The sequence below is a fragment of the Enterobacter cloacae complex sp. BZL2005 genome, from assembly GCF_049238885.1.
Lineage (GTDB): Bacteria > Pseudomonadota > Gammaproteobacteria > Enterobacterales > Enterobacteriaceae > Enterobacter > Enterobacter roggenkampii.
Genome location: NZ_JBMKGI010000018.1, coordinates 50,004 through 73,069, shown reverse-complemented (window position 1 = coordinate 73,069; position 23,066 = coordinate 50,004). Strand labels below are relative to the sequence as shown.

General features: G+C 56.7%; 23 protein-coding genes. 6 read left to right on the top strand and 17 right to left on the bottom strand.

Annotation, left to right across the window (positions count from 1 at the left end; all coding sequences use genetic code 11):
* Window positions 1-19 precede the first annotated feature (19 nt).
* Window positions 20-1,513, bottom strand: a complete 1,494-nt coding sequence (ubiD, locus tag ACOTXI_RS21655) for a 4-hydroxy-3-polyprenylbenzoate decarboxylase (protein ID WP_008501517.1) — start codon at window positions 1,511-1,513, stop codon at window positions 20-22.
* A 170-nt stretch (window positions 1,514-1,683) separates the two neighbouring features.
* On the opposite strand from ubiD, the gene rfaH reads away from it, so the two are divergent.
* Window positions 1,684-2,175 (top strand): transcription/translation regulatory transformer protein RfaH, encoded by a 492-nt coding sequence (gene rfaH, locus ACOTXI_RS21650; protein WP_008501518.1) that lies wholly within the window; start codon window positions 1,684-1,686, stop codon window positions 2,173-2,175.
* Here the strand turns inward: rfaH and tatD are convergent.
* From tatD to udp, 9 genes are all read right to left on the bottom strand, one after another.
* Window positions 2,172-2,954: a 3'-5' ssDNA/RNA exonuclease TatD gene (tatD, locus tag ACOTXI_RS21645; RefSeq protein WP_058653885.1), complete on the bottom strand. Its 783-nt coding sequence runs from the start codon at window positions 2,952-2,954 to the stop codon at window positions 2,172-2,174. The genes rfaH and tatD overlap by 4 nt on opposite strands.
* A 41-nt stretch (window positions 2,955-2,995) precedes the next feature.
* Window positions 2,996-3,766, bottom strand: coding sequence for a Sec-independent protein translocase subunit TatC (gene tatC / locus ACOTXI_RS21640; protein WP_008501520.1), 771 nt, complete (start codon window positions 3,764-3,766; stop codon window positions 2,996-2,998).
* Between the two features lie 2 nt (window positions 3,767-3,768).
* Window positions 3,769-4,311 (bottom strand): Sec-independent protein translocase protein TatB, encoded by a 543-nt coding sequence (gene tatB / locus ACOTXI_RS21635; RefSeq protein ID WP_044597495.1) that lies wholly within the window; start codon window positions 4,309-4,311, stop codon window positions 3,769-3,771.
* 3 nt (window positions 4,312-4,314) lie between these two features.
* Window positions 4,315-4,569: a Sec-independent protein translocase subunit TatA gene (gene tatA, locus ACOTXI_RS21630; protein WP_008501522.1), complete on the bottom strand. Its 255-nt coding sequence runs from the start codon at window positions 4,567-4,569 to the stop codon at window positions 4,315-4,317.
* A 76-nt stretch (window positions 4,570-4,645) separates the two neighbouring features.
* Window positions 4,646-6,286 carry a ubiquinone biosynthesis regulatory protein kinase UbiB gene (gene ubiB, locus ACOTXI_RS21625; RefSeq protein ID WP_008501523.1) on the bottom strand — a complete coding sequence of 547 codons (1,641 nt, stop codon included), beginning with the start codon at window positions 6,284-6,286 and terminating at the stop codon, window positions 4,646-4,648.
* The gene (gene ubiJ, locus ACOTXI_RS21620; RefSeq protein ID WP_008501524.1) at window positions 6,283-6,888 is read right to left on the bottom strand and encodes a ubiquinone biosynthesis protein UbiJ; all 606 of its coding nucleotides are present in this window, start codon (window positions 6,886-6,888) and stop codon (window positions 6,283-6,285) included. The genes ubiB and ubiJ overlap by 4 nt, the downstream gene beginning before the upstream one ends.
* 13 nt (window positions 6,889-6,901) lie before the next feature.
* Window positions 6,902-7,657, bottom strand: a complete 756-nt coding sequence (ubiE, locus tag ACOTXI_RS21615; RefSeq protein ID WP_008501525.1) for a bifunctional demethylmenaquinone methyltransferase/2-methoxy-6-polyprenyl-1,4-benzoquinol methylase UbiE — start codon at window positions 7,655-7,657, stop codon at window positions 6,902-6,904.
* A gap of 66 nt (window positions 7,658-7,723) precedes the next feature.
* Complete coding sequence (gene rmuC / locus ACOTXI_RS21610; protein WP_058653884.1) at window positions 7,724-9,181, bottom strand: DNA recombination protein RmuC; 1,458 nt, start codon at window positions 9,179-9,181, stop codon at window positions 7,724-7,726.
* Window positions 9,182-9,321: 140 nt separating this feature from the next.
* Entirely contained in the window at window positions 9,322-10,083 is a 762-nt protein-coding gene (udp, locus tag ACOTXI_RS21605; protein ID WP_003860792.1) for a uridine phosphorylase, read from the bottom strand.
* 255 nt (window positions 10,084-10,338) lie between these two features.
* On the opposite strand from udp, the gene ACOTXI_RS21600 reads away from it, so the two are divergent.
* On the top strand, window positions 10,339-11,145 hold the full coding sequence (locus tag ACOTXI_RS21600; protein ID WP_021242857.1) for a dienelactone hydrolase family protein: 807 nt from the start codon (window positions 10,339-10,341) through the stop codon (window positions 11,143-11,145).
* Window positions 11,146-11,189: 44 nt separating this feature from the next.
* Here ACOTXI_RS21600 and metE read toward each other — a convergent pair whose 3' ends face one another.
* Complete coding sequence (metE, locus tag ACOTXI_RS21595; protein ID WP_058653883.1) at window positions 11,190-13,451, bottom strand: 5-methyltetrahydropteroyltriglutamate--homocysteine S-methyltransferase; 2,262 nt, start codon at window positions 13,449-13,451, stop codon at window positions 11,190-11,192.
* A 115-nt stretch (window positions 13,452-13,566) separates the two neighbouring features.
* On the opposite strand from metE, the gene metR reads away from it, so the two are divergent.
* Window positions 13,567-14,520 (top strand): HTH-type transcriptional regulator MetR, encoded by a 954-nt coding sequence (metR, locus tag ACOTXI_RS21590; RefSeq protein WP_008501529.1) that lies wholly within the window; start codon window positions 13,567-13,569, stop codon window positions 14,518-14,520.
* Here the strand turns inward: metR and ACOTXI_RS21585 are convergent.
* The 3 genes from ACOTXI_RS21585 to pldB form a co-directional block, all read right to left on the bottom strand.
* Window positions 14,408-15,307, bottom strand: coding sequence for a carboxylate/amino acid/amine transporter (locus tag ACOTXI_RS21585; RefSeq protein WP_008501530.1), 900 nt, complete (start codon window positions 15,305-15,307; stop codon window positions 14,408-14,410). The genes metR and ACOTXI_RS21585 overlap by 113 nt on opposite strands.
* An 82-nt stretch (window positions 15,308-15,389) precedes the next feature.
* The gene (gene yigL, locus ACOTXI_RS21580; RefSeq protein ID WP_021242854.1) at window positions 15,390-16,190 is read right to left on the bottom strand and encodes a sugar/pyridoxal phosphate phosphatase YigL; all 801 of its coding nucleotides are present in this window, start codon (window positions 16,188-16,190) and stop codon (window positions 15,390-15,392) included.
* A 31-nt stretch (window positions 16,191-16,221) separates the two neighbouring features.
* Window positions 16,222-17,214 carry a lysophospholipase L2 gene (pldB, locus tag ACOTXI_RS21575; RefSeq protein WP_008501532.1) on the bottom strand — a complete coding sequence of 331 codons (993 nt, stop codon included), beginning with the start codon at window positions 17,212-17,214 and terminating at the stop codon, window positions 16,222-16,224.
* A gap of 109 nt (window positions 17,215-17,323) precedes the next feature.
* On the opposite strand from pldB, the gene rhtB reads away from it, so the two are divergent.
* A complete protein-coding gene (gene rhtB / locus ACOTXI_RS21570; RefSeq protein WP_008501533.1) occupies window positions 17,324-17,944 on the top strand; it encodes a homoserine/homoserine lactone efflux protein in 621 nt (206 codons plus the stop codon).
* Here rhtB and rhtC read toward each other — a convergent pair.
* The 3 genes from rhtC to pldA form a co-directional block, all read right to left on the bottom strand.
* Complete coding sequence (gene rhtC, locus ACOTXI_RS21565; protein ID WP_008501534.1) at window positions 17,941-18,561, bottom strand: threonine export protein RhtC; 621 nt, start codon at window positions 18,559-18,561, stop codon at window positions 17,941-17,943. The two genes, rhtB and rhtC, sit on opposite strands and share 4 nt — an antisense overlap.
* A 61-nt stretch (window positions 18,562-18,622) precedes the next feature.
* On the bottom strand, window positions 18,623-20,452 hold the full coding sequence (recQ, locus tag ACOTXI_RS21560; protein ID WP_008501536.1) for an ATP-dependent DNA helicase RecQ: 1,830 nt from the start codon (window positions 20,450-20,452) through the stop codon (window positions 18,623-18,625).
* Between the two features lie 90 nt (window positions 20,453-20,542).
* Complete coding sequence (gene pldA, locus ACOTXI_RS21555; RefSeq protein ID WP_008501537.1) at window positions 20,543-21,412, bottom strand: phospholipase A; 870 nt, start codon at window positions 21,410-21,412, stop codon at window positions 20,543-20,545.
* 163 nt (window positions 21,413-21,575) lie between these two features.
* On the opposite strand from pldA, the gene yigI reads away from it, so the two are divergent.
* The gene (gene yigI, locus ACOTXI_RS21550) at window positions 21,576-22,043 is read left to right on the top strand and encodes an acyl-CoA thioesterase YigI (RefSeq protein WP_008501538.1); all 468 of its coding nucleotides are present in this window, start codon (window positions 21,576-21,578) and stop codon (window positions 22,041-22,043) included.
* Between the two features lie 51 nt (window positions 22,044-22,094).
* The gene (gene rarD, locus ACOTXI_RS21545; RefSeq protein WP_008501539.1) at window positions 22,095-22,991 is read left to right on the top strand and encodes an EamA family transporter RarD; all 897 of its coding nucleotides are present in this window, start codon (window positions 22,095-22,097) and stop codon (window positions 22,989-22,991) included.
* Window positions 22,992-23,066 lie beyond the last annotated feature (75 nt).

The following is a 23,066-nucleotide window of genomic DNA, read 5'->3' as shown; positions in this document are numbered from 1 at the left end:
ATAGGGCTTAACGGTCAGCTCAGGGTTTACCGTTATTCATTATGGCCAGTTCGTCCCAGATCGCATCAATGCGCGCGGTCACAGCAGGATCTTTTTTGATCGGGCGACCCCATTCACGATCGGTTTCGCCAGGCCATTTATTTGTGGCATCCAGTCCCATTTTTGAGCCAAGGCCGGAAACCGGCGAGGCAAAATCCAGGTAATCTATCGGCGTGTTTTCGACTAACACCGTATCGCGCGCCGGGTCCATTCGCGTGGTAATAGCCCAGATTACGTCATTCCAGTCGCGGGCGTTAACGTCATCATCGCAGACAATAACAAATTTGGTATACATAAACTGGCGCAGGAAAGACCACACGCCCATCATCACGCGTTTCGCGTGACCAGGATACTGCTTCTTCATCGTGACCACTGCCAGGCGATACGAGCATCCTTCAGGCGGCAGATAAAAATCAACAATTTCCGGGAACTGCTTTTGCAGGATCGGCACAAACACTTCATTCAGCGCCACGCCCAGTACTGCCGGTTCATCCGGTGGACGCCCGGTATACGTGGAGTGATAAATCGCATCTTCACGCTGCGTAATGTGCGTCACGGTAAACACCGGGAAGTTATCCACTTCGTTGTAATAGCCGGTGTGGTCGCCGTAAGGGCCTTCTGGCGCCAGTTCACCCTGCTCAATGTAACCTTCCAGCACAATTTCTGCACTGGCCGGGACTTCGAGATCGTTTGAGATACACTTCACGACTTCCGTTTTCGTTCCGCGCAGCAGGCCTGCAAAGGCATATTCCGAGAGCGTATCCGGTACGGGCGTGACGGCTCCCAGAATGGTGGCCGGATCGGCGCCGAGCGCGACAGACACCGGGAAACGTTCACCCGGACGCGCAGCACACCACTCCTGAAAATCGAGCGCGCCGCCGCGATGCGACAGCCAGCGCATGATGAGCTTATTCTTGCCAATCAACTGCTGGCGGTAAATACCAAGATTCTGGCGCTCTTTGTGCGGACCGCGCGTGACGGTCAGTCCCCAGGTGATCAGCGGCGCGGCATCTTCCGGCCAGCACTGCATGATAGGGATTTTAGTCAAATCAACCGCATCGCCTTCCAGCACCTTCTGCTGGCAGGGCGCGCCGCGCAGGCGTTTGGTGGGCATGTTCAGCACCTGCTTAAACTGCGGCAGCTTGTCGAACAGATCGCGGAAGCCTTTCGGCGGCTCCGGCTCTTTCAGGAAGGCCAGCAGCTTACCGACTTCGCGCAGGGCCGTGACGTCTTCCTGCCCCATCCCCAGTGCGACGCGACGCGGTGTGCCAAACAGGTTGCACAGCACCGGCATGGCGTACCCTTTCGGATTTTCAAACAGTAATGCGGGGCCACCGGCACGCAGGGTGCGGTCAGCAATTTCTGTCATCTCCAGATAAGGATCGACAGGAAGTGTTATACGTTTGAGTTCACCCTGCTTTTCCAGCAGCGTCAGGAAGTCGCGGAGATCGTGGTATTTCATGCAGTTAATCATGGCCTCTCTGTAAGCGCTTCATTATACGGCGTAAGACTGCTTGATGCTGTAATTTTGTTAAATTAGCGTGAAGTTATGCGTTCTGTCCCATTTTCGCCCATTATAATCAACTTAGCGATCCCGCCAGGGTTTTGATATGCTTGCGCCCCGAACTAAGGGAAAGAGTGATTATGCAGGCCTGGTATTTACTGTATTGCAAACGCGGGCAACTTCAGCGCGCGCAGGAACATCTTGAACGTCAGTCAGTTAATTGCCTGACGCCCGTGATCACGCTTGAAAAAATGCAGCGCGGGAAGCGCACAACCGTTAGCGAGCCGTTGTTCCCGAACTACCTGTTCGTGGAGTTCGATCCGGAGGTGATCCACACCACCACCATCAGCGCCACGCGCGGCGTCAGCCATTTTGTTCGCTTCGGCGCTCACCCCGCGACGGTTCCCTCATCGGTCATCCACCAGCTGTCGATTTATCAGCAGCCCGAAGACCTTACCGACCCGGAAACGCCCTACACGGGCGATAGCGTCGTGATTACCGAAGGGGCTTTCGAAGGCCTGCAGGCGATTTTTGCCGAGCCGGACGGGGAAGCGCGCTCTATGCTGTTGCTTAATCTGCTGAACAAGCAGGTGCTGCAGAGCGTTAAAAACACCGACTTCCGCAAACTTTAAACGTTTATCCCAAACAGATTACGCACGTTGTCATCCGTCTGTGCGGAAAGCCAGTGCGGATCCTCTCCGCGCCACGTCGCGACGCGCTCAACTATGTGCCCCAGATAAGCGGGCTCATTGCGTCGCGATGCCGGTTTGGGTTTCAAATCGCGCGGCAGAAGATAAGGTGCATCCGTTTCAAGGAGCAAGCGGTTAGCTGGGATCGTCGGTAGCAGCTCCCGAAGCTCAAGCCCGCGGCGCTCGTCGCAAACCCAGCCGGTAATCCCCAGATAAAGCCCGCGCTCCAGGCACTCCAGCGCCTCCTGCCGTGAGCCGGTGAAGCAGTGCAGCACCGCGCCGGGCAGTTTCTCGACCCACGGATCCAGAAGCGTCAGGAAACGCTCATGCGCGTCGCGGCAGTGCATAAATACGGGCATTTCAAGCTCTGCCGCCAGCGCAAGCTGGGCAGTGAACGCCTTTTCCTGCTCTTCAGGCGTGGAAAAGTTACGGTTGAAATCGAGGCCGCATTCGCCAATCGCCACCACTTCTGGTGTCTTCGCCAGCCTGCGCAGGGTTTCCCCACTTTCCGGGGTCCACTGGCTGCTGTCGTGAGGATGCACGCCAGCGGTAGACCAACAGCGTTCGTAGCGTTGCGCCAGCTGCTGCGCCTGCTCGCTCTCATGCAGGTTGGTGCCCGTCAGCAGCAGCCCTTTCACCCCAGCGGCAAACGCGCGCGCAACCACATCATCTCGATCTTTCGCAAACTGCGAGCTGGTCAGGTTGAGTCCGATATCAAACATGCGAATCCCCATATAACAACCGCCCTGACGGGCGGCTGGTTTTACTCTTCAGTGGTCTTGTCGGAGGTATCGTCTTCGTCATCCGACCGACGCCCTTTACCCACGTAGAAACGTGAGAAGAAGACACCGACCTCAAACAGGCAGTACATCGGTATGGCCAGCAGCGTCTGGGAGAATACATCCGGCGGGGTCAACAGCATGCCGACCACGAAGGCGCCGACCAGGATATACGGACGCTTCTTACGCAGGTCATCCGGTGTGGTTACCCCTACCCAGCAGAGCAGCACAATGGCCACCGGCACTTCGAATGCCACGCCAAACGCCATAAACAGCGCCATCACAAAGCTAAGATAGCTGGCGATATCCGTCGACACCTGGACGCCTTCCGGCGCGGTATGCGTCAGGAAGCCGAAGGCCAGCGGGAAGACAACGAAATAGGCAAACGCCATGCCGATATAGAACAGCAGCGAACTGGATACCAGCAGCGGAATGACCAGCTTGCGTTCGTGCTTATACAGTGCTGGCGCCACAAAGGCCCACACCTGGTACAGAATCACGGGCGCAGAGGCAATCAACGACACCCAAAAGGTCAACTTGATAGGGGTAAAGAACGGAGAAGCAACGTCTGTTGCAATCATCGTTGCGCCCAGCGGCATTTGCTTGATCAGCGGCGCAGAAACCACCTGGTAGATATCGTTGGCGAAATAGACCAGGCATAGAAAAATAACGAGAACCGCAATAATGCAGTTTAACAGACGCTTACGCAGCTCTATGAGGTGCGTAATCAGCGGTTGAGTATCATCTACAGCCATGTTTACGCTTTATCACTCGACGAGGGGGATGATTCGGAAACGGGCGCGGCGGGCTTTGCCTCGGCAGCGTTAACCACGGGCTTATCCGGCTGCACCTGTTTTTTCACTTCGGTTTCCTGCGGCGTCTGTTCAGGCGCAGCAGCCTGATGTTCAGCGCTGGCAGGCGTGACGCCCTCACGCTGTTCTTCGCTGCCCTTCACCACCGGGTTATGGATGGTGTTCGCTTCATCGCTCGCTTTTTCAGGATCGTTGATGCTATAGGAGCGCTTCATGGATTCCGCCGCTTCGCGCAGCTCATCCATTGACGCTTTCAGTTCCGGCGTCAGGTTATCCATGCTCGCCTTCTCAACCTTTTTCAGGCTTTCCTGAAATTCCTGCAGCTTAAGCTCCTGGGCCAGTTCATTCTGAACGGTCGATGCCAGCGATCTCAGCGCACGAACCCAGCCCGCAACGGTTTTCACTGCCACCGGCAGACGCTGAGGCCCCAGCACGATCAGGCCAATCACAAAGACCAGCAGGAGCTCACTAAAACCAATGTCGAACACGACTTACACCTGCTCTTTATCGTGGCGTTTAGCGTCTTCCTTTTTGGCTTCTTCTTGCTTGTCGGTGATGGATTTAGCAGTAAAGTCAGCGTCCTGGCTGGTTTTATCCTGCTTGCTCTCATCATCGCTCATCGCTTTTTTGAAGCCTTTGATAGACGCGCCCAGATCGGAACCAATAGAACCGAGCTTTTTGGTGCCAAACAGCAGCACGACGATGACGGCAATGATCAACAATTGCCAGATACTGATACCACCCATACATGTTCCTCAGGGATAGATGATTAATAAGTCAGGTCGCATTATACGTATGCGACCTGTCGATAGCGACGCAAACTCAGCGCGTTTTTCGCCATCCGGCAAGCCAGACAACCACCCCGGCGGCCATCAGCCAGGCGGGCATCATCTGCCACTCCGGGCGGTTGATCAGCAGCAGCGTGCCGCTCAGCAGCAGCGTTGCGCCAATACCAAAGAGATAGCGTGACTGGCCCTGGCGAACACGGCTGGACTGAAGTTCGCGAGCGATTTTATCCATGCTGTGCTGAAGGTTCTTGCTCTGACGCAAACTGTCATAAACCAGTTCAGGAATTTCAGGCATTTTTTCTATCCAGAACGGGCCTTTCTCTTTCAGCGAGCGCACCAGCGCCGGAATGCCAACCTGATCCTTAATCCAGGATTCCAGGAAGGGTTTCGCGGTCTTCCACAAGTCTAACTGAGGATAGAGCTGTCGGCCTACACCCTCAACGTAAAGTAGTGTTTTCTGAAGTAAAACTAGCTGTGGCTGAACTTCCATATTAAAGCGGCGAGCCGTGTTGAACAGGTTCAACAGCACATGTCCGAAGGAGATTTCCGCCAGCGGTTTTTCAAAAATCGGTTCGCAAACGGTCCGGATCGCAAACTCGAACTCTTCGACGTTGGTGTCCGGCGGCACCCAGCCGGAATCGACGTGCAGCTCGGCCACCTTACGGTAGTCGCGGTTGAAGAACGCGATGAAGTTCTCGGCCAGATACCGTTTATCTTCTTTATTCAGCGACCCCACAATCCCGCAGTCGATACCGATATACTTCGGATCCTCAGGGTGCTCGTAGCTCACGAAGATATTGCCCGGGTGCATGTCCGCATGGAAAAAGCTGTCGCGGAACACCTGGGTGAAGAAGACCTGCACGCCACGCTCGGCCAACAGCTTCATGTTCGTTCCCTGTTTCTCCAGGGCCACCACATCCGAAACCGGAATACCGTAGATACGCTCCATCACCATCATGTTCTGGCTGCAGTAGTCAGAATAGACTTCAGGGACATAAAGCATCGGGCTGTTTTCAAAGTTGCGACGCAACTGAATAGCGTTTGCCGATTCGCGCAGCAGGTTAAGCTCATCAATCAGCGTTTTTTCATATTCCCGCACCACTTCCATCGGGCGCAGTCGGCGGCCATCAGGTAATAAACGCGGAACCCAACGGGCCAGACGGTAAATCAGCTTCATGTCGGCTTTGATGATCGGCAGAATATCCGGGCGGATCACCTTAATTACCACCTCTTTGCCGTTTTCTTTCAGACGCGCAGTGTGCACCTGAGCAATAGAAGCCGACGCCAGCGGTTCTATTTCGAAATCGTCAAACCAGGTTTCAACGGGAAGATTACCCATCGCCTCTTCGATCTGTTTCTTCGCCCTCACCCCGTCAAACGGGGCAACACGGTCCTGCAGCATCGCCAGTTCATCGGCAATGTGCGGCGGAAAGAGATCGCGGCGGGTCGACAGCATCTGCCCGAACTTAATCCATACCGGGCCAAGCTCCTGCAGCGCCAGGCGCAGGCGTTCGCCAAGCGGCTGACCTTTATGGCGGTTAGGCATCCAGAACAGCATCCGCCGCCAGATACGAAGCGGCAGCGTGATACGCATTTTAGGGATAAGCTCGTCGAGCCCGTAGCTCAAAAAGGTACGAATAATGAAGTAGAGGCGCCGAATTTCACCAGGCGTCATTTGCCCTCCAGTTTTTCCAGCCGTTTGGTTAACGCATCAACCGCACGTTCAACAGCCGCGGTTTCTTCCGCAAACCATGCCACTTCCAGCGGTCCGGGGGCCATTCGCCACTCTTCAGTCAGTACTTCCGCCGCATAGCGTTGCTGACGTAGCAGGCTTTTACGCGCAAAGGACGCGCCACCATGAAGAACCTTCCCGATTCCTTCCGCGGCAATGTCACCGATAAACGGCGCGAGCAGCTCTGCCGGATCAAACTCCGCCAGATCGGTAAGCGCAACGAAGTTCTGCACGACCTGAATGTCGCCTTCCACTTCCAGCTCACCGCTGCGGATAAGTGCCGTTAATTGCTGGCGATCGCGCAGTTTTGGCAGCACGCTCATGTGCGTGATGACCGAGCAGTCGGCGTCACCTTCCCACGCCCCCAGAACGTCAAGCTGGCGTTCGCTGAAGACCAGCACCAGCGGCGTCGAGAACTCTTTTAAAACAATGCGTAATACCTTCCCGTTTAGCCGCTGACGCGCAGCTTTCAGCGCTGGTGCACGATAGAGAAAGGCATTCAGTACGTTTTCGATACCTGCGGAGACTAAGGGTTTAAAGGGCACGGGACACCTCCACTCAGAACTTGTAACCGCGATGCAGCGCGACGACACCCGCCGTCAGGTTGAAATATTCAACGTTCTCGAATTCAGCATCCTGCATCATGGCTTTTAAGGTGTCTTGATCCGGGTGCATACGGATAGATTCCGCCAGATAGCGATAGCTTTCCGCGTCGTTAGCCACCAGCTCACCGATGCGCGGCAGCACGTGGAAGGAATAGGCGTCGTAAGCTTTGCTCAGCGGCTCGATAATCGGTTTGGAGAATTCGAGCACCAGCAGGCGTCCACCCGGCTTCAGCACGCGATACATGGAGCGCAGCGCTTTTTCTTTATCGGTCACGTTACGCAGACCGAAGGAGATCGTGATGCAGTCAAAGGTATTATCCGGGAACGGCAGCGCTTCGGCATTTGCCTGCACATATTCCACATTCCCCACCACGCCGATGTTACGCAGCTTTTCGCGGCCCATTTTGAGCATGGAGTCATTAATATCGGCGAGGACAACGCGCCCGGTTTCGCCCACCAGACGAGAGAATTTCGCGGTTAAATCGCCCGTACCACCGGCTAAATCCAGCACTGTTTGTCCACGACGCACGCCGCTACAGTCGATAGTGAAGCGCTTCCACAAGCGATGAATGCCGAACGACATCAGGTCATTCATCACATCGTACTTCGCCGCCACGGAATGAAATACGTGGGCCACCATGTCAGCTTTCTGCGCTTTGGCGACAGTCTGAAAGCCAAAGTGCGTTGTGTCTTGTGAATCGTCAACCATCTCAGAGCCTGCTTATCAGTAAAATGTTCGTGAAGTGTAACAGATTGGGCGCAATTGCCCTACGTTTCAACCACCGCGAAAGAAACGCGCCGGAGTCTCGTCTGGTGATAAATCCACCGCTAACGTGTTGTCTTCACTGTTTGTCTTTTGTTCGTCCGCCCCTTCACGCAGGCGAAACTCGTCGTCCTGGGCGGTAGCCTGTTCAACCAATTCCGGATTAATCTCGCGTTTCACCTCAACCCCCAGGCTGCGGAATGATTCGGCCTGCGCCAGAAGATTGCCACGTCCTGAGGCGAGTTTTTTCATCGCCTGACGGTAATTATCCTGCGCGCGGTCCAGGCTCTGCCCGACTGAGGACATGTCGTCCACGAAGAGGCGCATTTTGTCGTACAGCTTGCTGGCGCGGTCGGCAATCTGCTGCGCGTTGCGGCTCTGGTGCTCGTAGCGCCACAGGTTCGCAATCGTGCGTAAGGCCACCAGCAGCGTGGTGGGGCTGACCAGCATAATATTATTTTTGAGCGCTTCGGTGATGAGTTCAGGCTGCCTGTCGAGTGCCAGCAGAAACGCGGGTTCGACCGGAATAAACATCAGGACATAGTCCAGCGAGCGCAGCCCCGGTAGCTGCTGATAGTCTTTCCTTCCGAGCAGGCGAATATGATTGCGTACGGAGGCAATGTGCTCCTGCAGCGCCGATTCTCGGGTGTAGTCATCCTCCGCATTGAAGTAACGCTCATACGCCACCAGCGTCATTTTGGCGTCAATCACCACATCTTTGCCCTGCGGCAGCCGCACAATCACATCCGGCTGCATTCGCGAGCGGGCATCGTTTTCGATACTCACCTGCGTTTCGTATTCATACCCTTCCCGCAGGCCAGAGGCTTCCAGGACGCGGGTCAGCACCACTTCTCCCCAGTTGCCCTGGGTTTTGTTATCCCCTTTAAGCGCGCGGGTGAGGTTGACCGCCTCCTGCGCCATCTGGGCATTCAGCTGCTGGAGATTGCGGATTTCATGCGCCAGGGTGTGCCGCTCTCGGGCTTCCTGACCAAAGCTGTCCTGTACCTGGCGGCGGAAGCCGTCCAGCTGTTCACGCAGGGGCGTCAGCAGGCTGTTCAGGCTCTGGCGGTTCTGCTCGTCAACGCGGCGGTTGCTGTGCTCAAAAATACGGTTCGCGAGGTTTTCAAACTGTTCGCTGAGGCGCTGCTCGCTGTTGATCATCTGGCGGATTTTATCTTCCGCATGCAGTTGAGTGGATTCCAGACGGGTGGTCACTTCGCGGAGATCGGCCTCCAGCGAGGTGTTGATATCTCTCAGGTTGCGCAGCTCGTTGTTGAGTAACTCGCACTCCTCTCGCCAGTGATCACTCAGCACAAGCTGCTGCTTTGCCGCGCTTAATTCGGCGACGATCTCTTCGCGTTCAGCCAGCTGATCGGCCTTCTGCTGTGCATGCTGATAGCTGGAAATGAGCCAGCCTATCGCCACGCCCGCCAGCGCAATCACCGCATAAATCAGGACTGAGATATCCACAATGCCCCCTGCATCAACGTATTACCCGCACAAAATAAGATTGTGCTGTATAAACGTCCAGTTTGAAAGGGTTTTCCTGCGAGGCGCTACGCAAAAAATAAAGGCCGAACGTGTCGGCCTTTGATTTCGAAAGGAGAGGATTAGATCAGGCGACGCGCGGCTTCAACCACGATTTTCACCGCATGACTTTCGGTCTGCTTCATGGTTTCAGCGTTCGGGATTTCCTGCTGAGTACGGTTGACGATAACGCCCGCCACCATACCGGCACGCAGGCCCTGGCTTGCGCACATGGTCAACAGCGTGGCGGATTCCATTTCGTAGTTCATCACGCCCATGGACTGCCACTCTTCCATAGAGCCTTTGAAGCGGCTTACCACGCGGCCAGAGAAGGTGTCGTAACGCTCCTGACCGGGATAGAAGGTATCGGACGAAGCGGTTACGCCCACGTGAGTGGTCGCGCCAACGGATTTCGCGGCTTCAACCAGCGCGGTGGTACATTCAAAGTCTGCTACTGCCGGGAATTCCATCGGCGCAAAGTGCAGGCTTGCGCCATCCAGACGCACGGACGCGGTCGTGACCAGCACGTCGCCCACGTTGATGTGCGGCTGAATAGCACCGGTCGTACCGATACGCAGGAAAGTACGAATGCCCAGCTGTGCCAGCTCTTCAACAGCAATAGACGTAGACGGGCCACCGATACCGGTAGAACACACGATCACGGCTTTACCATCCAGCTCTGCGCGCCAGGTGGTGAATTCACGATGGGCTGCCAGCTTAACCGGCTTATCCATCAGCGCGGCGATCTTTTCCACACGCTCCGGATCGCCAGGGACGATAGCGAGCGTAGCCCCTTGTAAATCGTTTTTAGTGAGGCCGAGATGAAAAACATCAGACTTAGACATAGGTGACTCCTCTGTGGGTCGGTTAGTCAGAAGAAGTAAAACGGTACTTTACAGAAGCGGAAAGCATAATTTCGTGACACATCTCACCATGAATGAAAATGATTGCATTGAATTTCCATAAAAAGGTGATTTACATCACATTAACAAGTTATATCGTCAGGTGCTGCACAAAAGATAGACCGTTTAAGGCACTGTGAGTTGTTAACCTGGTGACTATATTTACCTTTGCGCTAACTCATTGGTACGGAGAATGCCATGACTGAAAAAACCGGTTTTGCACCTGCTGCGGCCCCGCATGCCTCAACCATCGTCTCAACGTCTGAAGAGGCCATCACGGCGGGTGAGACCTCTATTCCCTCGCAGGGAGAGAATATGCCTGCTTACCACGCCCGACCAAAATCGGCAGACGGTCCGCTGCCCATCGTAATCGTAGTCCAGGAAATTTTCGGCGTTCACGAACACATTCGCGACCTCTGCCGCCGGCTGGCGCTGGAAGGCTATCTGGCCGTTGCGCCAGAGCTCTACTTTCGCCAGGGCGATCCGAACGATTACAGCGATATTCCCACCTTGCTCAGCAACCTGGTCAGCAAAGTCCCGGATGCGCAGGTGCTGGCCGATCTCGACCACGTCGCCAGCTGGGCGGCGCGCAACGGGGGCGATCCCCATCGTCTGCTGGTCACCGGTTTCTGCTGGGGCGGACGCATCAGCTGGCTGTATGCCGCGCATAACCCGCAGCTTAAAGCCGCTGTGGCCTGGTACGGTAAACTGGTAGGTGAAAAAACACTCAATTCACCGAAACATCCCGTGGATATCGCCACGGAGCTGAATGCCCCCGTATTAGGGCTGTATGGCGGTCAGGACACCGGTATTTCGCTGGATTCGGTAGAGACCATGCGCCATGCGCTCCGTGCGGCCAATGCGAAGGCGGAGATCGTGGTGTATCCGGATGCCGGGCACGCGTTTAACGCGGATTATCGTCCGAGCTATCACGCGGAATCAGCCAAAGACGGCTGGCAGAGAATGCTGGCGTGGTTCAGCCAGTACGGCGGTAAAAAAGCGTAAAAAAAAGCCCGGTGGCGTCTACGCCTTACCGGGCCTACGCATCATCAAGCCTGACGCAAGTTTTGCGCCGCCTTCACCATGTTCGCCAGCGCGGCACGCGTCTCCGGCCAGCCGCGAGTTTTCAGACCGCAGTCCGGGTTAACCCACAGACGCTCTGCCGGAATGCGCTGGGCCGCTTTTTTCAGCAGCGACTCAATCCACTCCACGCTCGGCACGTTCGGAGAGTGGATGTCGTACACCCCCGGACCGATTTCGTTCGGGTAGTCGAATTCTTCAAACGACTCCAGCAGCTCCATGTCTGAACGCGAGGTCTCGATGGTGATCACGTCAGCGTCCAGCGCGGCAATCGAATCCATGATGTCGTTGAATTCGCAGTAACACATGTGGGTGTGGATCTGGGTGTCGTCCTTCGCCACCGCGGCATTGATGCGAAACGCCTCCACGCCCCACTTCAGGTAGGCATCCCAGTCGCTGCGGCGCAGCGGCAGACCTTCGCGCAGGGCCGGTTCGTCAATCTGGATGATGCCTATGCCTGCAGCTTCCAGATCCGCCACTTCATCACGCAGCGCCAGCGCGATTTGCTTCGCGATGGTCTCGCGGGTCACGTCCTCACGCGGGAAGGACCAGCAAAGGATGGTCACCGGACCGGTGAGCATGCCTTTTACCGGCTTGTCGGTCAGGGACTGGGCGTACTTCGCCCACTCAACCGTGATCGGCTCCGGGCGGCTGACGTCACCGATGACCACCGGCGGCTTGACGCAGCGGGAGCCATAGCTTTGCACCCAGCCGTTCTGGGTAAAGACGAACCCGTCCAGGTGTTCACCGAAGTATTCCACCATGTCGTTACGCTCGGCCTCGCCGTGCACCAGCACGTCCAGCCCCAGCCGCTCCTGCTCGATAATCGCCTGCTTGATGTGTTCGGCAATCCCGGTGCGGTAGTGATTCGCATCCAGATTCCCCTTTTTGAAGTCCAGACGCAGGCCGCGGATTTCGGTGGTCTGCGGGAAGGAACCGATAGTGGTGGTTGGCCACGCGGGCAGGTTGAAGCGGGTGCGCTGGACTTCGGCGCGGACTTCATACGGGCTATGGCGCTGGCTGTCCCGGGCGGTGATGGCCGCCAGGCGTTTTTCTACCGCCGGGTTGTGCACGCGAGCCGAGTGGCGGCGCGCCTGGATTGGTGCACTCCATTCGCGAATCGCCGCCGTGTCGCCGCTGTTCAGCGCATCGCGCAGCAGCGCCAGCTCTTCACATTTTTGCAGGGCGAAGGCAAACCAGCTTTTTACTTCAGGGTCGAGACGGGTTTCCACGCTCAGATCGATCGGACTGTGCAGCAGCGAGCAGGACGAGGCCACCCACAGCTCACGTTTGCCAACGATATCTTTAATTTGCGCGTATTTCTCGGTCAGATCGGCGCGCCAGACGTTACGGCCGTTGACCAGACCGGCGGAGAGCAGCCAGTCTGCTGGCAGGCGCTTGTGCAGTTCTGCGACGTCATCTTTGCCGTGCACCAGGTCAACGTGCAGACCCTGCACCGGCAATCTGGTGATGGTGCTGAGGTTCGGCGTCACACCTTCAAAGTAGGTGGTAAGCAACAGCTTCACCTGCCCGTTGAGTGCATCGTAAGCCGGTTTGAAAGCATCAAGCCAAACCTGCGGCAGCTCAAGCACCAGCGCGGGCTCGTCGATTTGCACCCACTGAATGCCGCGTTTGCCCAGTTCAATCAGCACCTGTTTGTAGACCGGCAGAATGTCCTTCAGCAGGCTCAGACGATCGAACTGCTCGCCTTTGACTTTCCCCAACCACAGATAGGTCACTGGCCCCAACAGTACGGGTTTCACCTGGTGGCCCAGCGCCAGCGCTTCGTCCACTTCATCCAGAAGCTGCGTCCAGGTCAGCCTGAACTGCTGCCCTTTTACGAACTCCGGCACCATATAGTGATAGTTAGTGTTAAACCATTTGGTCATTTCCGCCGCTGCCGCTGGCTCACCCGTTGGCGCACGGCCACGGCCGATGCGGAACAGGGTATCGATATCTACCGATCCATCGTTGTTCTGATGACGAGCCGGCACGTTGCCAAGCAGCAGGCTGGTCGTCAGAACATGGTCGTACCAGGCGAAATCGCCCACCGGCAGCAGGTCAATCCCCGCCTGCTTCTGCTGCGCCCAGTGCCGGGCGCGCAGCTCGCGCCCCACCGCCAGCAGTTCTTCACGGGTGGCGTTCCCCGCCCAGTAGCTTTCTTGCGCTTTTTTCAGCTCGCGACGCAGGCCAACGCGAGGGAAACCGAGAGTGTGATTGCGGATTGTCATGGTATGCCCCTTGTGAAATTCGTTATTTAGACGTCCAGATGTTTACACTTCTATAATTGGCAGGTACTGTATATTCCTCAAGCGCAAAATGTTCATGGCGAAGTGAAGGACTTTCATGATCGAGATAAAACACCTGAAAACGCTGCAAGCGTTGCGGAACTGCGGATCGCTCGCGGCAGCGGCGGCCACGCTGCACCAGACCCAGTCCGCCCTTTCTCACCAGTTCAGCGATCTGGAACAACGCCTCGGCTTCCGTCTTTTTGTGCGTAAGAGCCAGCCGCTGCGCTTTACGCCGCAGGGCGAAATTTTGCTTCAGCTGGCGAATCAGGTTCTGCCGCAGATCGCCAGCGCGCTGCAGGCGTGTAACGAACCGCAGCAGACCACGCTGCGTATCGCCATTGAGTGCCACAGCTGTATTCAGTGGCTGACCCCCGCGCTTGAGAACTTCCGCCAGAAGTGGCCGCAGGTGGAGATGGACTTTAAATCCGGCGTGACGTTCGACCCGCAGCCCTCGCTGCAGCAGGGCGAGCTGGATCTGGTGATGACGTCCGATATTCTGCCGCGCAGCGGCCTGCACTATTCGCCGATGTTTGATTATGAGGTGCGCCTGGTGCTGGCACCGGACCATCCGCTGGCGACCAAAACGCGCATCACGCCGGAAGACCTGGCAACGGAAACGCTGCTGATTTACCCGGTGCAGCGCAGTCGTCTGGATATATGGCGTCACTTCCTGCAGCCCGCAGGCATTAGCCCGCAGCTGAAAAGCGTGGATAACACCTTGCTGTTGATTCAGATGGTGGCGGCCAGCATGGGTATCGCGGCGCTGCCGCACTGGGTGGTGGAGAGTTTTGAACGCCAGGGCCTGGTGGTCACCAAAACCCTGGGTGAAGGACTGTGGAGCCGGCTGTACGCCGCCGTGCGCGATGGCGAGCAGCGTCAGCCGATTACGGAGGCGTTTATTCGCTCAGCGCGGAACCACGCGTGCGACCATCTTCCGTTTGTGCGGAGCGCGGAGCGACCCAGCGTCGATGGACCCACAGCGAAGCCAGGATCACCGCTCCCCCAATAAGGAAGCTTGGCCAGTGTGGCTGTTGCTGCCAGATGGCAAGATTGACCAGCAGCCCTGCAGGAACATGTACGTTGTTCATGATCCCGAGCGTACCGGCGTCGACCTGCGTCGCGCCGTAGTTCCACATGAAGTACCCCAACCCGGAAGCCACGACGCCCAGCCAGACCAGAACACCCCACTGTACGGTGGTGGTAGGCAGCTTTTGCGGGTTACCCAGCATAAACCACGCCGCCACCGCGACGATCGCGGCCCCCATGTAGAACCACGCAAACGCGTTATGCTGCGGCATCGGACGGGTTTCCATCAGGCGTTTGTAGCCCACCATGCCGATGGCGAAGCTGATGTTGGCGAGCTGGACGAACATCAGCCCGGTCCAGAAGTGATCGCTCACTTTGTCGTAGCGAATAATTGCCGCGCCAATCACCGCCAGCGCCGCACTCAGCAGATATCCCCAACGCAGGCGGCGCTTGCTAAGCAAATCGTAGATCAGCGTGATATAGAGCGGTGTTAGCACGGTGAACAGCAGGAATTCCGAGACGGACAGGTAGACGTAAGCCCGGAAGCTAAACAGGTACATGATGCCGAGCTGCATCGCCCCCACCAGCATATACAGCACAATCGTTTTCAGCGACTGCCCGCGCGTGCGCAGAAACGGCAGGAACACCAGCGCCGCCAGCCCCACGCGCATCAGCACCGAGAAGTAGCTGTCGACCGAACCGGCAAGGTATTCGCCAATCAGGCTAAAGGAGAAGGCCCACAGGATAGTGGTGATAATGAGTAGCGCCACAATGCTTGTCTCTCAGAAAGAAGGACAGGCATTGTAGCGAACTCTTTAGTTGACAACTGAGCAATAAACAACCAAATGAAGATTATTCAAGGAACAGCTTGCGCAGGTATTTCGGTACCGCGTTGTCAGCGTTAGAACCAATCACCTCCAGCTCCGGGTGCAGATCTTTCAGACGCTGATGCGCGTTCTGCATGATGCAGCCCTTACCCGCCATCGACAGCATTTCAGCATCGTTCATGCCGTCGCCAAAGGCGATACAGTCTTTCAGCTCGAAGCCCAGACGTTTCGCGACCGCTTCCAGCGCGTGCCCTTTGGAGACGCCTCCCGCCATCACTTCCAGACAGGTCAGGGTTGAGAAGCTGACGTTGACGCGATCGCCCCAGCGGGCGTTGATCGCCTGTTCCAGCGGGAGTAGCTCTTCGTGGCTGTCGCAGGTGAAGAACACCTTGCTGATCCCTTCCGGCTCCAGCAGGCCTGGCTCGTACAGGGAGTAGTTGAATACGGCTTCCTTGAAGAAACGCATCTCATCCGGGCGGTGGCGGTTCATGAACCAGTCGTCGTCGCGGTAAACGTTCGTAACGATAGCCGGGTTGTTGTGCACCACGCCGAACAGATCGGCGGCAATATCGCGATCCAGGTTGTGGGTAAAGATCAGGTTGCCGTCGGTATCGTGCACACGCGCACCGTTGGAGGTGATCATGTACGATTTGATCTCAAGATTATCGCGGATCTGCCCCACGTCGACGTGGTGGCGGCCGGTGGCAAATACGAAGTTCACGCCACGGGCGGTCAGAAGCTTCAGGGTCTCTTTCGCGTAAGGCGACAGCGTGTGGTCAGGGGAAAGCAGCGTGCCATCTAAATCAGATGCAACAACCTGGTACATAGGGATTTCAACCTCTGGTGGAAAACAAAAATCAATTATGCCTGTTGAAAAATTCAACAATGGCGTTGAGCGCGACTGAGCGCATAGCGTCCTTTTCAAAAAGGATCTCATGGTACGCGCCGTTAATGACCAGCGGTTTTCCCCCTTCACAAGGGTGACCGGCGGCAGCGCGCAGTTCACAATAGCGGTCATGCATGCGGTTATCCACCACACGCTCTTCTTCCGCCTGAATCAGGAGTGTTGGCGTGTCGTCGTTGTCGACACCAGCCAGCACCTGCTCACCGGCAAGGATACCTTCCCGTACCCAGTGATATGTCGGGCCACCCACGCGCAGGCGGGGCTCATCGGCATAAAAACGCAGGTTACGACGATAGCGCTGGCGACTGTGCGTCAGCACGTTCATCGCAAACGGCAGCGCCCGCCAGCGTCCCGTCCCGATGGCATAGCCTTCCCGAATGCGCTGATGGCCCTCAGCCCAGTCGAGAATATGGCGTACCATCCAGTCAGGAAAGCGCATGACGATGCCATACATCGGCGCGGTGAGCGCAATGGCGTCGCACTGGTGAGCGTGGCGCTGTAAAAACAGCGTTGAAATCGCACCGCCCATTGAGTGCGCCAGAATATAGCGCTTCCGCCAGGGGCCTGGCTCGACCTCCTGCTGCCAGAACGCGGCGAGATCGTCGACGTAATCGCTGAAGTTATCCACGTGGCCGCGATGGGTATCCGATAACAGGCGCCCTGACAGCCCCTGCCCGCGGTGATCGATAATCAGCACATCGAAGCCCAGATGGAACAGGTCATAGGCCAGTTCGGCGTATTTGATGTAGCTCTCAATACGTCCGGGGCAGACCACAATGACCCGGTCATTTTTCTTGTCGTGAAAACGCACAAAGCGTACTGGAATATCGCCGACGCCCGTAAACTCATCTTCCTCACGCTGGCGCCAGAAATCGGTCAGCGGCCCCATGGAGAAAGCAGCAAATGCGTTTTCTCGTGTTTCCCAGTCCTTTTTCTGCTGAAACATTGGGTTTCTACTCACCTAAGCCAAGGAATATCGTTTTTTCGTAACCGGTCACAAAATGACTCAACAATAGCGTATTGTGGCATAAAAACAGACAATTCGGGAGTTTCAAATGACCTTCGAGTGGTGGTTCGCTTACCTGCTGACATCCATCATCCTTAGCCTTTCACCGGGCTCGGGCGCCATTAACACCATGACCACCTCCATCAACCACGGCTATCGCGGCGCGGCGGCGTCCATTGCCGGTTTGCAGACCGGGCTGGGCATTCATATCGTGCTGGTCGGGATTGGTCTGGGCACCCTGTTCTCCCGCTCCGTACTGGCCTTTGAAGTGCTGAAATGGGCCGGGGCGGCCTATCTGATTTGGCTCGGCATCCAGCAGTGGCGCGCGGCAGGCTCCATTAACCTGAATACGCTCGCTCAGACGCAAAACCGCGGTCATCTGTTTAAGCGTGCGGTTTTCGTCAACCTGACCAACCCGAAGAGCATCGTTTTCCTCGCCGCGCTGTTCCCGCAGTTTATCGTGCCGCATCAGCCGCAGGTGATGCAGTACGTAGTGCTGGGCGCGACCACCATTATCGTCGATATTATCGTCATGATTGGTTACGCGACGCTGGCGCAGCGGATTGCGGCGTGGATTAAAGGGCCTAAGCAGATGAAGGCCCTGAATAAAGTCTTTGGTTCGCTGTTTATGCTGGTTGGCGCGCTGCTTGCGTCAGCGCGTCATGCTTAGCGAGAAATGATGAGATGAATGCCGAAGCCGGCGAACAGCGCGCCGGCGAAGCCGTCGATCCACTTCGCAATACGCTGGTAGCCGCGGCGCATCGCCGGTAAGGCGAACAGACTGGCCACGATGGTAAACCAGGCAAAGGTTTCAACGACGATCAGCAGGAAGATGCCCCAGCGTGCGCCCGCACCGACGCTATCTCCCACAAACAGTGAGAACACGGAGCCGAAATAGATAATCGCTTTCGGGTTCGCCAGGTTGGTCAGCAGCCCTTTTACAAAGCTGCGGCCGCCCGTTGCCAGCTCGACCTTTGGCTCTTCCGGTTTTTTCTCTTCTTTTTTCAGCGCCCCGCGCAGCATCTGGTAGCCCATCCAGCACAGGTACAGCCCGCCGCCGACCATAATGATGTTATGCAGCCAGGCCATCTTCTCCAGGATCAGGTTCAGACCGAGCAGCGCAACCGCCGCCCAGACCATTACGCCCATGGTGATACCGAGCACACCCATCATCGCCTCCTTGCGGGAGCGGCTGACGGCCGTTTGCGACACGAAGAAAAAGTCAGGTCCCGGGCTCATCAGCGCAACGATGTGCACTAACGCCACGGTGAGAAATAGCATTAACATAATTAGCTCGCGGGGAAATAATTCAGTAAGTCATCATCCTGGCACTTTTTCGCCCGGCTGACTACTCCTCATCATCACCATCAACGTGGGAACGGATGAGCGCCATAAACTCTTTACCGAAGCGCTCCAGCTTGCGCGTACCGACGCCGTTGACGCTGAGCATTTCGCTGGCGCTGAGCGGCATCTGCTCGGCCATCTCAATGAGCGTCGCGTCGTTGAACACCACGTAAGGCGGGATGTTCTCTTCATCAGCGATGGCCTTACGCAGCTTGCGCAGTTTGGCGAACAGCTTGCGGTCGTAGTTGCCGCCGTAGGATTTCTGCATCACGCGCGGCTTGAGGGCGACCACGCGCGGCACGGCGAGCTTCAGTTCAACGTCACCGCGCAGCACCGGACGCGCCGCTTCGGTCAGCTGTAGCGCGGAGTGCTGAGCAATGTTCTGCGTAGCAAAGCCGAGATGAATCAGCTGGCGAATAATGCTGACCCAGTGCTCGTGGCTCTGATCCTTGCCAATACCGTAGACAGGCAGCTTGTCGTGGCCCATGTCGCGGATACGCTGGTTGTTGGCACCGCGCAGCACTTCCACCACGTAGCCCATCCCGAAGCGCTGGTTTACGCGGTAAATGGTCGAGAGCGCCTTACGCGCGTCCATCAGGCCATCGTACTGTTTTGGGGGATCCAGGCAGATATCGCAGTTACCGCACGGCTCCTGCCGCCCTTCACCAAAGTAGTTGAGCAGCACCAGACGACGGCAGGTTTGCGCTTCGGCAAACGCGCCCATCGCGTTGAGCTTGTGGCGCTCGATATCCTGCAGCTGGCCCTGCGGCTTCTCTTCCAGACAGCGGCGCAGCCACGCCATATCGGCCGGATCGTAAAACAGCATCGCTTCCGCAGGCAGGCCGTCACGTCCGGCGCGGCCGGTCTCCTGATAGTAGGATTCGATATTGCGCGGAATGTCGAAGTGCACCACAAAGCGCACGTTCGGCTTGTTGATCCCCATCCCGAACGCCACCGTCGCGACGACGATTTGCAGGTCGTCGCGCTGGAATTTTTCCTGCACGTCGGCGCGGATGTGGTTCTCTAACCCGGCATGGTATGCCGCCGCGCTAAAGCCACGGTTTTGCAGACGCGCAGCGGTGTCTTCCACCTTTGCGCGGCTGTTGCAGTAGATGATGCCGGACTTGCCGCGCTGCTCCTGGACGTAGCGCAGGAGCTGATCCAGCGGCTTGAATTTTTCCATCAGCATGTAGCGGATGTTCGGACGGTCGAAGCTGCTGACCTGAATATACGGGTCGTTCAGCCCCAGCAGGCGAACGATATCCTGGCGCGTGGTGTCATCCGCCGTGGCGGTAAGTGCCATAAACGGCAGCTCGGGGAAGCGCTGACGCAGCTGGCCGAGGGCGGCGTATTCCGGGCGGAAATCGTGTCCCCACTGGGAGATACAGTGCGCTTCATCCACCGCCAGCAGAACCGGATTCCAGTGCGCGAGATGGTCGAGGAAGTTATCCAGCATCAGGCGTTCCGGCGCGATATACAGCAGGCGGATCTGCCCGGTGCGGCACCCGGCCATCACCTCTTGCTGCTGCTCCCGGGTTTGCGTCGAGTTCAGACAGGCCGCCGCGACGCCGTTGGCGAGCAGCTGGTCAACCTGGTCTTTCATTAGCGAAATGAGCGGGGATACCACGACCGTCAGGCCGTTAAGCACCAGCGCGGGCACCTGATAACAGAGGGACTTACCGCCGCCGGTCGGCATCACCACCAGACAGTCACGGCCTTGCAGCACCGTTTCAATGATGGTTTCCTGGCCAGGGCGGAACTGCTGGTAGCCAAAGGTTTCATGCAAAACCTGTTTAGCCAGCGACTCCTGATTCAATACTTCCGCCTGCGCCACATTAACCCCATATGCGAAAAATAAAACAGGCGCTATTTTCAGCGCCTGAGAGAGAAACTTCAACGTTTAACGCAAAAACATTCGAGCAACCTAGAGAATATCGTTCAGCATCACGCCCACGCCGACGCGGGTCTGGTTGAAGTTGTAATCGATAAGCGACTCGCCGTAACCGCTGTAGACCTGCGTATAGATGCGAACGTGCTTCGTCATAGGATAGCTTAAGCCCACTTCCGCGCCGCCGTAACCTGTATTCCAGTTATACTGCCCCTTCGCGCTCAGTACGGCATCGCCCAGCTGATAGCCGACTTTGAGCTGGTAGTAGCCCATGTATTTGGTGATGTCCGGGTTGTCATCAGTGCTGCCGACCACATACCACGGCTTCACCTCCACCATCCAGTTACCGTTCTGCGCCATCAGGCGCGTATAGGCGCGGTTCCAGCTACGGGATGTCGGATCGGAACGTCCGTTAGAATCATGGTTAAAGCCCACTTCGACGTCACGCAGCGTCCAGCCGGCGAATTCATAATCCGTTGCGAACCCGAGGAACAGCTGCGGCTCGTAGTTGGTTTCGCGGAACGGCGAGGATTCCCCGCTGTTAGAGAGCTGCCACCAGGACTTCTGCGTGTAAGACGCACCAAGCACCGAGTTCGGCCCCAGAATGCCGCGCCAGAACGGGAACGCGAGGCTGAGCTGGAACTTCACCTCATCTTTACGCGCATTATCAGACCAGTTATAGGAGCTTATCGCCTCTTTGTTGAGGTCGCTGGTCTGGGTGTAAATCACGTAGTTGGTGTCGTACGGATAGAGCGTGAACGGATTGTCATGCTCCTGAAGAAGGTTCGCGATAATGCTACCGTGCACGGCAGGCTTATCATGCACCTCTTTAATTGTCGCTTCCTGCGCATAGGCTGTGAGGGGCAGCGAAATCGCCGCCAGTAACCAGGCCAGATACGTCCGCATCGGTGGTGTTCTCCTGCAAAAGAGTAAAATTACCTGAATAGTTATGTGGCGAACATTCTACAGACTTCTGCGACAACTGCTGCATCCTCGTTTCTGAAAGTAGCATTCCTAGTTGCTGAGGCATAAAATCAACATTTCGTTAACAATAAGGATGTGATGCCTCATGTCAGCCATGCTTACCGCCGAAGAAGTGTTAAAACTCGTGGGCGAGATATTTGTTTACCATATGCCGTTTAACCGCGCGCTGGGACTGGAGCTGGAGCGTTACGAGAAAGACTTTGCCCAGCTGAGTTTCAATAACCAGCCGATGATGGTCGGGAACTGGGCGCAAAGTATTTTACACGGCGGCGTGATTGCCTCCGCGCTGGACGTGGCGGCAGGACTGGTCTGCGTGGGCAGTACGTTGACGCGCCATGACACCATCAACGAAGACGAACTTCGCCAGCGTCTGGCGCGCATGGGCACCATTGATTTGCGCGTCGACTATCTTCGCCCGGGGCGCGGAAACCGCTTCACCTGTACCAGCAGCCTGCTGCGCGCCGGGAATAAAGTTGCCGTGGCGCGCGTGGAATTACACAACGAAGAACAGGTTTATATCGCCAGCGCAACCGCCACTTATATGGTGGGTTGAGGCGGCAAAATCGGGTAAAATTGATTCACTTTTTTGTAACGGATTTTCCCGATGGATGCTAAACAGACGCGGCAGGGCGTTTTACTCGCCCTTGCCGCTTATTTTATTTGGGGTATCGCCCCGGCGTACTTCAAGCTAATCGCCTACGTTCCGGCTGATGAGATCCTCACTCACCGCGTCATCTGGTCTTTCTTCTTTATGATTGCGCTGATGAGCCTCAGCCGTCAGTGGTCGGGCGTCAAAACGCTGCTGCAGACCCCGAAGAAGATCTTCCTGCTGGCGCTCTCTGCCGTGCTGATTGGCGGTAACTGGCTGCTGTTTATCTGGGCAGTGAATAACCATCACATGCTCGAAGCGAGCCTGGGGTACTTCATTAACCCGCTGGTGAACATCGTGCTGGGGATGATTTTCCTCGGTGAGCGCTTCCGCCGGATGCAGTGGGTGGCGGTGATTCTGGCCTTCTGCGGCGTGCTGGTGCAGCTGTGGACGTTCGGCTCGCTGCCAATTATCGCCCTCGGTCTTGCGTTCAGCTTTGCCTTCTACGGCCTGGTGCGTAAGAAGATTGCGGTGGAAGCGCAGACGGGGATGCTGTTTGAAACCCTGTGGCTGCTGCCGGTGGCGGCGATTTATCTCTTCGGCATCGCCGACAGCCCAACCAGCCACATGGGCAGCAATCCGTGGTCGCTGAACCTGATGCTGATGGCGGCGGGCGTGGTAACCACCATTCCACTGCTGTGCTTCACCGGTGCAGCGACGCGCCTGCGTCTCTCCACGCTGGGCTTCTTCCAGTACATTGGCCCGACGCTGATGTTCCTGCTGGCAGTGGTGTTTTACGGCGAAGTGCCGGGTGCGGATAAGATGGTGACGTTCGCCTTTATCTGGGTGGCATTGGCGATCTTTGTTGCGGATGCGATTTATACCCAGCGCAGGGGGCGCAAAGGGCTGTAGGCCTTTTTGCCGGATGGCGGCTGCGCCTTATCCGGCCTACAAGATCTGTAGGCCCGGTAAGCGTAGCGCCACCGG